The organism is Mesoplasma grammopterae ATCC 49580 (assembly GCF_000701525.1).
Lineage (GTDB): Bacteria > Bacillota_I > Bacilli_A > Mycoplasmatales > Mycoplasmataceae > Mesoplasma > Mesoplasma grammopterae.
Window position 1 is genome coordinate 1 of sequence record NZ_JNJC01000001.1, and the last position, 15,933, is coordinate 15,933.

Here is a 15,933-nt window from a genome sequence, read left to right on the forward strand (position 1 = left end):
CCCTCAGCATTTACAACTTCTTTAATCGCATTATTAACTGCATCAGTTGAAACTGTTATATCTGATCCTACTCTAGCTTTTACACTAAAATCATTTTTTCCTTCAATTACATAATTTTCTATAAATGTAACAGTAAATTTAATTGTTTCATCACTTCAGTCTTTTGGTGTTTCTGTTGGATAAATAACACTATCAACACCAGTAATAGCTTCTACTGCATTTGTTATACCTTCTTGAGCTGCTTCAATGGTTGCATATGATTTTCCGTTAACAGCAGCTTCAGCCGCTGCTTGAATATCACTCGCTAAAACTTTATATGATTTTCAAGTATGAGTTAAAATTACACCTCCTGTATAAACAAATTCGTTTTCATCATTAGAATTACCAATAAATTTTCATTCTTTTGTATTATTTACAACATTTGAATTATCATCTTTTAATGCAACAACTTCGGATACTGTAATTTGTCCTTTGCCAAATTTATTATCAACAGTTTTTTGCAATTCATCTAGAGTTCATGTTTTTTCTTCATAAGCGTCATTATTTAAAATTTCTTGTAAACCAGTTTTAATTGTACTTATATTAGCAGTAACTTTATAATCATGAGTAACTTTAAGTTCTCCTTGATATTGTTTGTTGTTTTCTTTTGAGCCTTGACCTGTAATAACAAATTTTTCTGTTTTTTTACCAAGTTCAGAATTATCATAAGTTACAGTAGAATCATCTTCAGTAACAACAAATTCTCCAGAACCATATTTAGTATTTAATGCAGATTGCAATCCATCTTTAGTTCAAGCTTGATTTTTATGTGCTTCATCATTAACAAAACTTGTTAATTCTTGTTTAAATTCATTATTAGTTGATATATCTGTTCTTGACATTAAATTTACAGTAACTTCTACTGTATTAGCTGTTTGTTCTAAAACATAACCAGTTGATAATGTTAAAGTAACTGTGAAGCTTGATTTATCACCTACAACAGATTTATTATATTTAGCAACAGCTTTTTCAATACCTTTAATTCCTGTTGATTCTGCATCTCCTGCAGCTTCTTTATAAGCAAATGCAACTTCAATAGCTGTTTTAGCAGTTTGCTTATCATCAAATTTAGCATGGCTTGCTAAATCATCAACAACAGTTTTTATTTGTTCATTGCTAATTACAGTTTGTTTTGTATATGTATGAGTTAATGCTATTTCACCTTTATACTTTAATGTATTTTGTGGATCTGTTGTTGCATTACCTTTAAATGTAAATTCAGCTTTTTTCTTTGTTTCACCAGTATAGTTATTATCGTCACTATAAATTCCACCAGAAACTGTAATTTCACCAGCTCCATATTCAGCATTTATCTCTGTTTGTAAATCAGTAACAGTTCATTCATCATGAGATTTTTCAAATAGAATGCTTGTTAGTCTTGTTGAAATAGTTGAAATATCTTCAGCTATATTTTCTTTAACTGTATAAGTTTGAGTTAATGATAACTCACCAGTATATTTTTTATTATTTGCTTTAAATATAAATTCAACTGTAGCTACACCTTTTACTTTTGCATAGTCTTTGAATGAAACTGTAATTTCACCTTGACCGATTTCTTCATCTACTTTTTTTTGTAATTCTGATACATCTCATCTAGCATCAGTTTTTGAATTTAAAATTGTTTGCAATTTAGATTGCAAGATTTTAATATCGTTTTGCTTGTTTTTGTCTGCATTAGCAATTGAAACACCTGCTACAACAACGTTTGTTGTTAATGTTACAACTCCTAATAGTGCTAATAATTTTTTCATATAAACCCCCTGTTTAATTAATTTTTTCAATAATTACTATAATTTTAGATTATTCATCCAAAAAATACTCTTAAATGGGGAGAAAATTTTCTATTTTAAGTGTGTTTGCAAAAAAAAAAAAAAAAGTCAAAAACACTTCTTTTTGACCTCTAAATTTTGATCATGTTAAATTACTTGTTTTCTTTGATAAATGTAAAAATTTGTTTTATTTCACCTGACAGATATTCGCAAAATTTACTTAAGAATTTTTCTTCAACACTTTCGATTTTACCATTGAACTCAACAAGCAATTGATCATTTTCTAGATATTTATCAATTTGATCCTTTTCCATGCATTTTATTGACAAGAATACCTCATCAAAAATTTCAATAAATTCATTTTCATTAAAATCTGTTGCACTAATTTTTTTTATTGTTTTATTTTCCCCAAAAGTAAATTCAAAATCTCTTTCTGTTTCTAAAAACTTTGTTGTTAAAAATACATTGTTAATGTTTTCCATAAATTTTTTCCCTTTCAAAGAGAGCTTTCTCTCCACCTTCTAATAAGTCTACAAAAATATTTGTAGAAACATTTTTTTTGCCTTCAGAATTAATTAATTCATCTAAAAAGATGTTTCCAAAATATGATTTATCTTTTTCACCATATGCCCTATAAATTATTTGAGATGGAAAACTCCTTAGTGCTATATTTGCATTATGTGTAGCAACCACAACAATTTTATTATTTTTGACTAAATCATTTATTTTTGAAAGCACAAAATCTGAAATGAATAGATTATCTAATGATTTTTCTGGCTCGTCAAGAATATATACTCTACAATTAGAATCTAATAATAATTTATTTGTTAAAATAAAATTTGATTGTTGACCCGAAGATAATGAATCATTTATAGAACCATCGCTTAAAATAAATTTTTGTTTTAAGCTGTATATTGTTTCAAAAATGTTTTGCTTTTGTTTATCTTTTTCTAAAGATTTTATGTAGTTTTTAAGGTTTTCAATGCAACTTACAATTGATGTTTTATATAACGAATTTTTAATCTCAGTTAAACTTTTAACTAATACTACTTTATTATTTTTTAATTTAGTGAATATTTTCAAACTAACACTCACTTTTTCGTTTATAAAACCTATTATCTTGCTATCTTCAATAACATTATCATCATACTTTAGTAAATTATCAATTTCCTTTTCAATTTCTCAATGTTTTTTGAAAATAGAAAATAAACCAAGATCATTTGGTAAATAATCAATCCCTTTGTTTTCCAAAATTTTTTCTTTATACTGAATTACTAATTGAGAAACAATTTTATTTGAAAATCATTTTAGAATTAATAATTGTTTTTCTTCATTTAATATCTCAATTATTTTATTTGTCGTATTAATAAAATTATTATCTTCAATCTTCTTTTTACCTTCTAATATTTTGAAAATATTTTTAGTTTCATTAATTTTCTCAATATCATTTTTATATTTAATCAAAGTTTTAAATAAAAAGTTTTCATCTAAAATTTCGTTATACATAGGTAAGCTAAGTGCATTCATTTCTTGAATTTTTTTAAACCTTAAATTTTCAACAGGTTTATATTTTTTCAATGCTGACAAGTTATTTTTTAAATTTGAATAATTTACATTTTCGAAAGTTTTTTCAAATGCTTCCGATACTTTTAGGTCGAAAATAGGAATATTATTCTTTTGTAATTTATAAGTTTCATCTTTTAATATTTTTTCGAATTCACTTTTTGTATCACTTCCATTAAAATATTTTATGTTTTCTTCATTATATTTTTCTTCTAATTTTAATTTTATTTGAGACAATATTTCTGATTTGCCAGTACCTCTTGAACCAATTATTAAATTTGAACCGTTATAAATTTTAATTTTTTCACTATTTCAATCTAAGTCAACATCGATTTCATAAACATTCAGTTTATTAAGTTCTTTTTCAATGAAGTCGGGGTTTTTATTAAGGAACAATAAAAGATTGTTAAAATCTTTTATTTCTATTACAATGTTAGGCAATTTACTATAATCAACATTTTTGTGCTTTTTATTATCTGTTCCGTATAAAGAAGGCAAATTACTTTTATTTAACACTTTTGCAGAAGTAAGATTTCTAACCTCAAATGCTATAAAATCATTTTCATTTTTAAGCTGACTAATTTCATTAATTGTTTCTAAATTTAACATGTATTTTTCTTTTTGATAATGTGGAAGCATACAAATTTTATTAAATGATTTAAGTTTTTTAAACAGTTCTGTTATTTCTATTCTGAATTTATCAACATTACAGCCATTTATTATTTCTTTTATTTTTTCGTTAAACAATTCAAGATTTTCATTAGAAACTATAATATTCATATTTGCAGTTATTTCTAGTTTTTCGCTTCTTAAATCGTATACATCAATTTCAATTCCTGGTAATAGTAAACAGTCATAATCATATTTTTTAAATGATTCCTTTAAAAATTTGTAATGTTCCATTGAAAATGTATTATGGTCTGTTATTGCAATTACTTTGACATCGTTTCTTCTCAAATCATCAATTATTGATTCAATATTATTTTTAAAATATTCAAAATCTCTTTCTGTTCCAATTTCACCTGATTTATATTTTTGTATATGGTGATGTAAATCTATTCTCATTTTTGTTCTCCTTAATTTTATAAATACTTTAAATTTATATTTTAAAATACTTCTTTTCGATCATTAATTAAATATACTAATGTTCCTATTCAACTAAAGATATTAATTGATAATACTGATGTAATTATAAATAGAATTTTAATTGCTCTATTTTTAGACAACATTAATCTTCAAGCAAAAATAATGTTTAATAGATTAATTATAGTTAAACTAGTTGCAGCAATTACTATAATTAACATTATTTGATTATAGTCATCAAGATTTAGTTTTTTAATTAAATCTCTTAAGAAATCTAAATTAACATTCTCAGGAATTTTAATTTCACCAAAATCTAAGAATTCGTTAATCATTTTGATAAATTTTTCTTCTGGTAAAACTTGATTAAATAAATCTATTACTTCTTCTGGTTCTAAAGACTGTTCATTAATTGAAATATTTGTAGTATTTAAGTTTTTTATTATTTCATTATAAATCTCTTCAGGATTTGTATTATCTTTAACTGTTTGTATTGCATCATTGATCAATTTCTCTATATTAGTTTTTAAATCTTTTTCTAAATTATCAACTAAAGTTATAAGGTTTTCTTGACGCACATAAATAAAAATTAAGATAGAAATTAAAGAAAACATTATTAGTCCAATAATAATGGTTGAAGAACCAAATAAGTTAAGTAGAATACCGTTCTTTCTATGTATAACTTTTTTATTCAATTTCTTTTCTTCTTTTGAAGGTTCTTGTTTAATTGTTTTATTAACTTTCATATTTTGCTTTCTTTAATTGTTATTTAATTATTTTACTTCTTTTTATTAATAAAAATTATGTTTAAATAAAAAAACTTACTATTTCTAGTAAGTTAATTTACGATTTATTATTGTTCATAATCAAATGAATAAACTAATTAATGCTAGGTTATATGCATATCCTACAAATATTAATCAATTATGTATATTTCATCAAATAATTGATCCAGAAGACACTGAAGGAATAATCGAAATTATTCATGCTATTACAACTTTATCACTATCAGCTAAAATAATAGATCCAAAACTAAATGATAATAACATATACTGAGCTATAAAAAATAAAACCATTACAATTCTTTTTATATAACCTTTAGGTAATGCACCTAATAATACAGACATTAATAAACCTAACATAAAAGCAGATAATAGCTTTAAAAGTAAAGTTGCAAAATATTGTAAATTAATAATTGCTTTAAATGAATTATAATCACTTGCTAATGTTGCTATACCAAATATAATAACACTTAAAATAATAGCAATTAAAGCTTGGATAAGCAACAATATAATATTATAAATTAAAGCATAGTTTTTTATTTCATGTCTTTTTATTCCACTAAGTAAAAAGATACGATTAATCCTTTTATTTATATTGCTATTAAGTGTCATATTTAAACTAGCTATGCTATTTATTAAAAGGATAAATCCAAGACACATCATTACACTTGAAGTTTTAATAAGTGAACCTTCTACACCATTTGTTTTGGTTGCTAAATATGCTAACATACTTAACATTCCAACTGCAGCTAAAGTAAAGAATACTAAAATCATTAATCCAGAATTAGTTCCACTAAAGAAGTTATACTTACAATAAATTAAAAATTTATTTGTAGTTTTAATCTTAGTACTTAAGATTATTTTTTTATTATTTGATCTCATAATTAAAAATTCCCTATTTCAGTAAATTCATAAAATGATTTAAAGCTTTCTCTTAAATTTGATTTATGTTCTTTAATATCTACATCTTTAACAATAGTGTTATCTTTAATAATTAATCCACGATCACAAAATTTTTCAACTTCGTCTAGAATATGACTACAATAAATGATAGTTAAATCTTTTTCTTTTAATTTTTCCATAATTTTTTCAAATAGTTCTACAGCAATCGGATCTAATCCTCTTGTTGGTTCATCAAAAATTAAAATCTCTTTATCTCCTGATATTGCTAAAATAATTTTTAATTTTTGCACCATACCAGATGATAAACTACCAATTAATGAACTGTCATTCAAATCAAATGCTAATACTTTAGCAAACATTTCAATGTTAGTGTTAAATTTTTCACTATTTTCTAATTCTTTAATATAACCTACATACTCAGATACACTTAGTTTTTTAGGAATATCTAAATTAGCTGATATATAGCCAATTTTACTAATATCAAAATTTTTATCTGTTGACTTAATACCATTAATAAGAATTTCACCTTTTTTTGGTAAGTGAAAACCTAATAATAGTTCAATAAAAGTTGTTTTACCAGCTCCATTGGGACCAACTAAACCTATTTGTTCTTTATTAATAATAATATTTACACCTTTTAATCCTTTATTAGATGCAAACATTTTATCTACGTTTTTAAATTCAATCATAAATAATACCTTTAACCTTATTTAGATAGATTATAAAGAAAATATTTTATTATAAGTATCTTTAAGATTTAATTGATTCATTTATAGTATTAAAAAACACTTGAATTTGGAATTTTTCCCAAATTCAAGTGTTTTTTTTTTTTTTTTGTAGAATCATATTTAAGAAAAATAATATTTGCTAATAAAATAGTGAAATTAATTTAATAAAGTAATTGATTAAAAAATGGGGGTTTTATGTCAAAAAGATTATTCATGAGTATTTTAATAATAGTACAAATATTTTTAATTGGATTTATTGCTTTTGTTAGCTTAAATCAAGTTAAGTTGCAAAGAGATGTTTATTTAAATCCAAGTCCATATGCAAAGAAAGTTAATGAAAACCAGATAGCTCCAGTTTACACATTTGCTACAGACGCATACGAGAATTTGTCTTTATATGAACCAAGTGGTGAAAATAATTCATTGAAGGATGCAAAATTTTATGGTGACTTTGATAGTTACAATGGAATTGAAAATAATAAAGACAATCCACAATCTATTGATTTATGAATAAATGATTTTAATACTAGTCAAATAGTGGTTGTAGTAAATGATGATTTTGATGAGCTCCAAGTAAAACTTAATAATGAAGAATTCATTCAATCACAAGGACTAAGAGTAGAATATGGTTTTAATGAATTTATATACGCTAGTGGAAATGGTTCAACAAATTTTTATGGAATTAGAAAACCTCTTTTGGTACCAGAAAAAATAACAAACAATAAAATACTAAATGAAGTATATAGCAAAAGAGTTTATATTATAAATGTTGCTGTTAATTCAAATGACAAAATTACTGATGGAAATGTTAATTTAGATTTTGAAATAACTGGGATTAACAAAACAGATTCTTCAAAAAACTATACAAGTAATTCCTTAATAAAAGTAGATTTATTTCCTATTGATTATAATCCACAAAATGGTGAAGAAAGTAAAATAGATTTTAATCTTTTTAGTTTTCCAGAATGAGCATCAGATTATTATAATAAATCATACGATGATGGTCATCCTTCTAAAATGATTAATAGCAATGGAATTGAAGAAGAAGTGGATCCATTAAATTATAATCAATATATTGAATTTAACTGAAATAAATACTGGGGGCCTCAGTTTGAGTATTTATCTAAAAATATGGGTATGGATTGATTTCAATTAAATGCTGTTGATTCATGAAATATGAATTGAACTTATGAATTAGGTTTTAAACGTGAATATCATAATCCATGAAAAATAAAAAGAAAATCTCTTAACTTTTTAAGTTGAACATATACAGGAGATTTTGATACTTCTAATTCTCAAAATAAAGATATTAAGTTTGATGACATTAAGGAAGGTTTAAAAATTCCTGCTAGTGATTGAGAATCTTTTGATAGGTACTTAAACCTTATGGCTGATGCTGGAATGAAAAGAGGAATGATAAATTCTTTAAACGGCGCATGAGGAACTCAAGGTAAAAGTATTGATATTTATAATACAAAAACTGAAGAATATTTTAAAGTTCCTTCATCAATTATTGATTCTAATGGTTCAAAAGATGCTGAAGGAAGAAAATATAGTAACTGATGATTTGAACAACTAAAAAATCATATGGATACAGAACCTGATTGAGCAGATAAAATAGATTTATATTACTACTTAGATGAAAAAGATTCATGACAAACAACTGAAACAAATGATTGGCTCTATGAAATTGATCCAAAAAAAGATTATTTACATTTTGCAGTTAGTGATTGAGAACGTGATATCGATTATAAAAAGATGGAAAAATATGATCATGCAGATTATGTATGAGTTTATATGCTTGATATTTATAATCAAAAAAATAAAAACTTTAGCGAATTTACAAAAAGAAGAAACAGCAAAGGTTTACATACTGGACAATATTCTTTGGATGCTGATAATACATTTAATTTAGCCAGAGCCGAGCCAGGAATCTTAGGTTATACTCAAGCTGCATTGTATAAACAAGATTCTCCTAATTTCATGAAGTATTCACTTACAGGTTGAGAAGATGGGATAAGTTCTTGATCTTCAGATTTTAATGATTATGATTTTGTTAATATGACTTATATTTCAGGAGATACTGTTTGGGCATATCCAAAATATAATAATGAAACTTCTGAAGGCAAACAATCAATTATGAATGATGAGAAAATAGAATTTAACCCTTCAACCAGATTAGAGCAATTAGCAGTTGGCACAAAAAATATGCAAAAAATTGATTACTTAATTAATAAAAATGCTTTGTCTAAAGAAATAATTAATTCTAATGTTTATAGTGGATTAAAACTAACTAAAAAATTGAGTAGAACAAAATTTGATTTGAATTTTACAGATACTTCAATACCTTCACCTACAAATACAAATTCATTTGTAAAAAAATATTTAAAAGCTGGTAAAGGGCCTGATGAAATAGAAGCTTATAAAGTTATCATTAATAATTTAAAACAAGCAACAAGAAGTTATTATATAGCAAAGGGGAAAAAGTAATATGGTTGAATGATATCTAGTAGACTTAGAAATTTTAGGTTATATTGCAATTACTTTCTTTTCTCTGACTTTATTTTGACTGTCAATAAATTATTTTTCATTACTTTTTAAAAACGAAAAAAAGATTTCATTAACCTGATTTATTCTAAATATTTTTTTGAGCTTGTTAATGATATTTTTATTAATTCTTTGATTTATTAGTCTTTACGCTCCTGAGATAATAATTAATTATGACATAAGTAATGAAAAAGGATTAATTTTCTTTGCAACAGTTACTGTTACTTTTTTAATTGTTTCATTCTTATATTTTATTTATGTAATAATTTGCTCAAACTTATTCGGATCATGAATGAATCAAGATAAAGAAATTATAAAATTTGCAAAGAAAAAACCTAGTAATAAAAAAAGAGTTTAAACAAACAAAAAATTCAAGATTAATAAACTGGGGGGAAAAAATAAATCTATAGGTTAAATAATTAACTAACGCTAGCAAAGGCTGGCGTTTTTCAATTTAAAACTTTCTGTATTCTATAATTATTGTATCAATTTATATATCAATGTATATGTTTACAAATTCCCTTTAACCTCATTTTTTGATTATTTATTCTATTTAAGTATTCACCTTTTAAACAACTAAAGAAATATTAGCTTCTCTTTTATCTAAAGAATTTCCATTCTACTCATAGATATTCGTGAGTTCATTTCTTTTACTTTTTTAGTAATTTCATAAGAAGAATATTAAAAGCCCTAATCCAGAATTAGTTCCACTAAAGAAGTTGTACTTACAATAAAATCAAAAATTTATTTGTAGTTTTAATCTTAGTACTTAAGATTATTTTTTTATTATTTGATCTCATAATTAAAAATCCCCTATTTCAGTAAATTCATAAAATGATTTAAAGCTTTCTCTTAAATTTGATTTATGTTCTTTAATATCTACATCTTTAACAATAGTGTTATCTTTAATAATTAATCCACGATCACAAAATTTTTCAACTTCATCTAGAATATGACTACAATAAATTATAGTTAAATCTTTTTCTTTTAACCTATGTTCAGCGTTATGATTTCCTAACAATAATAATTATTTACATCTTTTAATCTTTTATTAGATGCAAAGATTTTATCTACGTTTTTAAATTCAATCATAATAATACCTTTAACCTTATTTAGATAGATTATAACTAGTATTAATAAAAAAAGAGTATTAATACTCTTTTAAAAATTATATTTAGTATTTAATTTATGATTTTTGTTTCCATAAATTTTTTAAATCATTTATAAGATTCTTTAGGATATCTGTTTCCTGTTCCTTTTCCTCAATCATCATAATCTACATACACAATTCCATATCGTTTTGAGAATTCTCCGGTCCCAGCAGATACTAAGTCAATAGGAGCTCACATTGTATATCCAAAAACATTAACACCGTCATCAATACATTCTTGTATTGCTTTAAAATGATTCTTCATATAATCAATTCTGTATTCATCATTAATTATTTCATTATTTTTTTGAGTTTCAATCATACCTAATCCATTTTCGGAAATAAATAAAGGTACATTATATTTATCTCAAATATTGTTTAAAGTGTATTTTAAACCTTCTGGATCAATTTGTCATCCTCACTCGTTTGACTTAAGATACGGATTCTTAACTCCCCCTAAAAGGTTTCCTCCTGTTTGTTCTCCACTGGTTATTGATACAACACGTGACATGTAATAACTGAATGAAATAAAACTTATTGGGTTATTTTTTATTATATTCATGTCATTATCATCTATTTGAACATTTATATTTTTGTCTTTTCAATATTTTTTAATAAAATTTGGATATTCTCCTTTTACCATGACATCTAAATATTGATCTTGACCAAGTTGTTTATCCTTGTATCAAGCTGTGATATTTTCAGGATTACAATCAATTGGATATGCAGTTAAAATCGCCAACATACATCCCACTTGAATATTAGGTGCTATTTTTTTTGCGAGTTCAATTGTCTTTGCTTGAGCTAAGAATTGATTATGCAATGCTTGAGTTCTTCTTTCAGCAGGATTTTCATATTCATCTTCAAAAATTCCTGCTGTTTTTCAACCAAAATACGAAGTAAAATTAATTTCATTAAAAGGCAATCAAAATTTTACATCATCTTTAAACTCATTAAATAAAACTTCAGCATATTTTAAAAACAGATCTATTCATTTTTTATTAGTTCAATCGCCATATTTAAGAATGGTTGGAATAGGAAAGTCAAAGTGAGTCATTGTAACCATAACTTCCATATTATATTTTCTGCATTCCTTAATTACATTTCTATAAAAATCCAAACCTTTTTGATTAGGTTCATTTTCATCACCATTTGGGAAAATTCTTGCTCATGCAATAGAAAGGCGGAAAATATTCATTCCACTTTCAGCAAGTAATCTAATATCTTCTTTATATCTATTATAAAAATCATTTCCTTGTCTTTTTGGATAATATCCTTTTTTATCCGACATAATGAAGTGTAATTCATCTCTTGAAATAGATTTATGTCTTAGTTTTTTTCTGTCAAGATTTGGATCATAATCCATTAATTCAGCAGTTGTTAAAGTTTTTCCGTCTTTGTTATATGCACCTTCAACTTGACTAGCTGAGCATGCTCCTCCTCATAAAAAATTTTCTTTAGTAAATTTCATATTACACCTCTTTTACAATACTTACCATTTTTATATTTTTTCTAGCATAGGCTTCATCAAATTCTTTTAAAATTTTATGATTATCAGGCTTGTCCAAAATAATTAAGTAGAATCTTTTATCTAATTTATTTTTTTTGTATTCTTTTAAATCTATTTTAAATAGAGTTTCATTTAATTCAACTTCTTGACCTTTTTTAACCAAAATATCAACTTTTAAATTTTCTGCACTCATTCCGATAATAACTTTAACATTTTTATTAGTATCTTTTAAAATTATTGAAGAATTTTCTGTATCAACTAATTCTATTTTTCCTTTAAAAGGTGCGTTAATATTTTCTTGATTTATATTAACTGCAAAACCTTTTTTATCACTAAATGCTTTTACTGTTGGATTGTTAATTTCATCTAATGTTAAAATTTTACCCTTTGCAAAAGTTTTAATTCTTAAACCATCTTTATAAGCTTCTTTCAATATTTTATTTTTACCTTTATTATTTTTTAAAGCAATTCTGTAAGCTTTAATATATTTTAAAATTTGGTATTTTCTTATTCCATTATATAAATTTTTGTTTTCTTGTTTGTATTCGTCTATGCCAAATAAAATTGTTAGTGACATTGACATACCTAAAGAAACAAATGTTAAGCATATAATAACTATAAATTTTCAAATTGGTTGATCAGGACTAAAGAATCCTGCAATTGTTAATCAACTTGGTGAAGCAAATGCGTATGAATAAAGTTTTAGTCCTGCTGCTAATCCACCCATTGTAGCGCTTGTTAAAATGGCAGCTACAAAAGAAAGTTTATGTTTAAGCATTACACCATATAATGCTGGTTCAGTAACACCAAAGAAACCTGAAATTGTTGCAGCTGTGGCAATTTGTTTTTCTTCACGTTTCTTTATTAAGAATGTTGCACCTAATGCAGCACCTGCTAGTGCATAGTTTGTTAATAAATGTATTGGAAGTAAGAAGTCTCTCGCTTCAGGAGATGCTAAGTTAGAAAGTATAACTGGGAAGAAAGCATAATGCATCCCAAATATAACTGTGAACGGTCTTAAAGCTCCATATATCATTCCTGCCAATCATGGTTCTCATGAAAATAATATTTCAATAAATTTAGCTAATCCTAAACCAATATAATTACCAATTGGACCAAATACAATTAACATTAAAGGAATCATTATAAATAAAGCTATACAAGGTAATAAAACAAATTTTATTATTTTTGGTAAAACTTTATCTAATCCTTTTTCAACAAAGTATAAAAATAAAACCATTAATATACTTGGGAAAACGGCTCCTGCATAACTTAAAGCTGGTATTTGCATACCTAATAAATATAAGTAATTTGTTGTTCCTTTATCAGGAGATATATTTTGAATTATTGTTGGTGAAATAAGTACACCAGCAACAACTAACGCTAAATAAATATTAACATTGAATTTTTTAGCAGCAGTTATTGCAAGAAGCAAAGGTAAAACTGCCATTGCAGATCCACCTATCAAGTTTAATACTTGAGCATTTTGTCCGGTTACCAGATTTGTACTTGTAAATATTGCAAGAATACCCTGAACAATTCCAGCACCACTAATAACCCCAAGTATAGGTGTAAATAATGATGCTATAACATCTATTATGCTATTCATGTTAAATTTAAATTTAACATTATTTTTTGTTTCAAATTCAGGTTTTACTGATTCTGAAACAATATCAAGTTGTTTGCTTACTTCTTTGTAAACATCTGCAACTTCTTTACCAATGATCATTTGATATTGTCCAGCTTGTTTTTTAATGCCTAATTGTCCTGGCATTTTTTTTAATTGTTCCATATTTATTTTAGATTCATCATATACTGTGAATCTAAGTCTAGTAAAGCAATGATAAGCCTTACTAATATTTTCTTTTCCACCCATGTATTCAATAACATCGGATGCAAAATTTTTATACTTTGACATATTTCCTCCTATTTGGAGTGATTACTTATTTTTGCTACATGTATCGCTAAATAAAATTCATCATTTGTTGTTATCTTATGATTAAATTTGAATTGAATATAGTTTTTTATTTCTTGCACACATTTTGTTATTTCGGGGTATTTATTGCTAAGATCATTTAATGAGTCTTTGAAATCATGCAAATTATTATCAAACATATCATTAGCATTATTTTCATATAAATTATGTGTAATGAATTGTCTTAAATGTGAAATTAATCTTGCGAAATCAAATTCATTTTTCTTGTTTTTTTCAATTCCCAAATTATATTTAATAATACGCATAACAGCATCAATTAATTCAGTCATTAAAATTACTTTTGATGAATCATGGCCTAATTCAGCGTCAATTAAATGAATAGCTATAAAAGCTGCTTCTTCCTCATTTAATTCAACATTAAATTCATCGTTAATCATTTTGACTGATTCAATACCAATTTTATATTCCTCTTTATACAAATTTTTAATTTCCCAAAAAAGATTATTAATAATTGGAATATTATTTTGATATCTTTCAATTGCAAATTGACAATGTGAAATTAAATTGTAATATATTTCACTCTTAAATTTTTTGTTCAATTCTTTTTCAGCATTTTGTATTATTTTTGAAACTACATCAATATATTGATGCGAGACATTAGTAAATAAATTGGAAATATTATCTAAGTTTACTTCACCCTCAATAAATATTTTCTCACATATTTTTGTATCAATTGCATCACCAATTTTACGCTGAAAACCCAATCCTTTACCGATTGCTATTATTATTGATTTGTCATCATTTTCACAAATTATTGCATTATTATTAAGTATTTTAACAAGTATCATGTTGTACCTTTCAAACGTATAAGTAGCTAAAAATTTTAAAAGTATTCACTCTTTTGGTTTTGCCTTATGAAAAGTAACAATCCTTAATTTTATTTTAGCAAAAAAATATTTAAAAAGATAAATTTTTAAAAATAAAAGACTGAATATAACTCAGTCCAATTTTATTTCTTATAAAAAACTTCCATATAAGTATCAATTAGTTTAAAACCTAGTTTTTCATAAACTGGAGTTCCGTCCTCTGTACCAAATAATAATACTTCAGATTTTCCTATTTGTTTTGCATAAGATATTAAGTGAAACATTATCATCTTTGCATACCCTTTTCCTCTAGCTTCAACTAAAACTGAAATATCATCAATAACGGCATGTTGATCATCAAAGTAAATATTACCTGTTCCAACAAATTTATTATTTTGATCTTTAACTAAAATCATATGATTAACTTTATTTTCTAAGTTATATTCATGTATTGGTAAGTATTTGTCTAATACAATAGTTTCCAAATCAAATGTATTCTCAATAATATCAGTAAATGCTTTAACTTCATTTTGATTTTCTACTACTTTAATATTAGGATTACTTAAACTATCTTTAATTTCTCAGTTTTCTGTTTTTAAAACCATTGCTTGATATACATGCAATAATTCAAAATTATTCTTAATTAACACTTCATGATTTTCATTATGTTCATTATTAGAGAAGTTAATTCAAGTCATTGCATTTTGTTCTTTTATAATTTCTTTAATTTGGTTATTGTCTAATTTTAATAAATCATTTGAAACAACTGTTAAGTTATTTCTTTGATCTTTAGTTATTATACATACATGATCAGTTTCTCATTTAAAGTTTTGTTTTATGTATTCTTCAATTGGATTAGCATAATATTTAGCGAAGTTATTAATCAAATCATTCGCATGTGCATTATGCATTTTAAATTTCTTTTTCATAATATTCTCCTTACATAAATATTATACTCTATAGTTTGTTTTTAAAAAAGTAAGAACTTAGGCTCTTACTTTTATTTATTAAATTACATTCACATCAACTTTTATTGCAAAGCTATCAAAATTTTTTCAAT

Annotated in this window: 13 protein-coding genes; 2 read left to right on the top strand and 11 right to left on the bottom strand. The window is 24.8% G+C overall.

From position 1 onward, the window contains the following. The 6 genes from T314_RS03775 to T314_RS0100030 all read right to left on the bottom strand — a co-directional run. Positions 1-1,790, bottom strand: a 1,790-nt coding sequence (locus tag T314_RS03775; protein WP_036237360.1) for a THUMP domain-containing protein, incomplete at its 3' end; no start/stop codon positions are given. 170 nt (positions 1,791-1,960) lie between these two features. Then, the gene (locus T314_RS0100010) at positions 1,961-2,290 is read right to left on the bottom strand and encodes a hypothetical protein (protein WP_029511637.1); all 330 of its coding nucleotides are present in this window, start codon (positions 2,288-2,290) and stop codon (positions 1,961-1,963) included. Beyond that, complete coding sequence (locus T314_RS0100015) at positions 2,277-4,436, bottom strand: hypothetical protein (protein ID WP_029511638.1); 2,160 nt, start codon at positions 4,434-4,436, stop codon at positions 2,277-2,279. Before T314_RS0100015 ends, T314_RS0100010 begins: the two co-directional genes overlap by 14 nt. 41 nt (positions 4,437-4,477) lie before the next feature. Then, on the bottom strand, positions 4,478-5,197 hold the full coding sequence (locus T314_RS0100020; RefSeq protein WP_029511639.1) for a hypothetical protein: 720 nt from the start codon (positions 5,195-5,197) through the stop codon (positions 4,478-4,480). An 84-nt stretch (positions 5,198-5,281) separates the two neighbouring features. Further along, entirely contained in the window at positions 5,282-6,115 is an 834-nt protein-coding gene (locus tag T314_RS0100025; RefSeq protein WP_029511640.1) for a hypothetical protein, read from the bottom strand. Between the two features lie 2 nt (positions 6,116-6,117). Next, positions 6,118-6,825: an ATP-binding cassette domain-containing protein gene (locus T314_RS0100030; RefSeq protein ID WP_029511641.1), complete on the bottom strand. Its 708-nt coding sequence runs from the start codon at positions 6,823-6,825 to the stop codon at positions 6,118-6,120. Positions 6,826-7,059: 234 nt separating this feature from the next. Here T314_RS0100030 and T314_RS0100035 point away from each other — a divergent pair, with 234 nt between their 5' ends. After that, complete coding sequence (locus T314_RS0100035) at positions 7,060-9,354, top strand: hypothetical protein (RefSeq protein ID WP_029511642.1); 2,295 nt, start codon at positions 7,060-7,062, stop codon at positions 9,352-9,354. A 169-nt stretch (positions 9,355-9,523) separates the two neighbouring features. Next, positions 9,524-9,769: a hypothetical protein gene (locus T314_RS03970; protein ID WP_156933604.1), complete on the top strand. Its 246-nt coding sequence runs from the start codon at positions 9,524-9,526 to the stop codon at positions 9,767-9,769. Between the two features lie 444 nt (positions 9,770-10,213). Here T314_RS03970 and T314_RS0100045 read toward each other — a convergent pair whose 3' ends face one another. From T314_RS0100045 to T314_RS03855, 5 genes are all read right to left on the bottom strand, one after another. Beyond that, on the bottom strand, positions 10,214-10,432 hold the full coding sequence (locus T314_RS0100045; RefSeq protein WP_029511644.1) for an ATP-binding cassette domain-containing protein: 219 nt from the start codon (positions 10,430-10,432) through the stop codon (positions 10,214-10,216). Between the two features lie 160 nt (positions 10,433-10,592). Next, entirely contained in the window at positions 10,593-12,032 is a 1,440-nt protein-coding gene (locus T314_RS0100050) for a glycoside hydrolase family 1 protein (protein WP_029511645.1), read from the bottom strand. Between the two features lies 1 nt (position 12,033). Further along, a complete protein-coding gene (locus T314_RS0100055; RefSeq protein ID WP_029511646.1) occupies positions 12,034-13,989 on the bottom strand; it encodes a PTS transporter subunit EIIC in 1,956 nt (651 codons plus the stop codon). 8 nt (positions 13,990-13,997) lie between these two features. Continuing rightward, positions 13,998-14,855 carry a PRD domain-containing protein gene (locus T314_RS0100060; RefSeq protein ID WP_029511647.1) on the bottom strand — a complete coding sequence of 286 codons (858 nt, stop codon included), beginning with the start codon at positions 14,853-14,855 and terminating at the stop codon, positions 13,998-14,000. A gap of 161 nt (positions 14,856-15,016) precedes the next feature. Next, the gene (locus T314_RS03855; RefSeq protein WP_051612858.1) at positions 15,017-15,802 is read right to left on the bottom strand and encodes a GNAT family N-acetyltransferase; all 786 of its coding nucleotides are present in this window, start codon (positions 15,800-15,802) and stop codon (positions 15,017-15,019) included. Between the last annotated feature and the right edge of the window lie 131 nt (positions 15,803-15,933).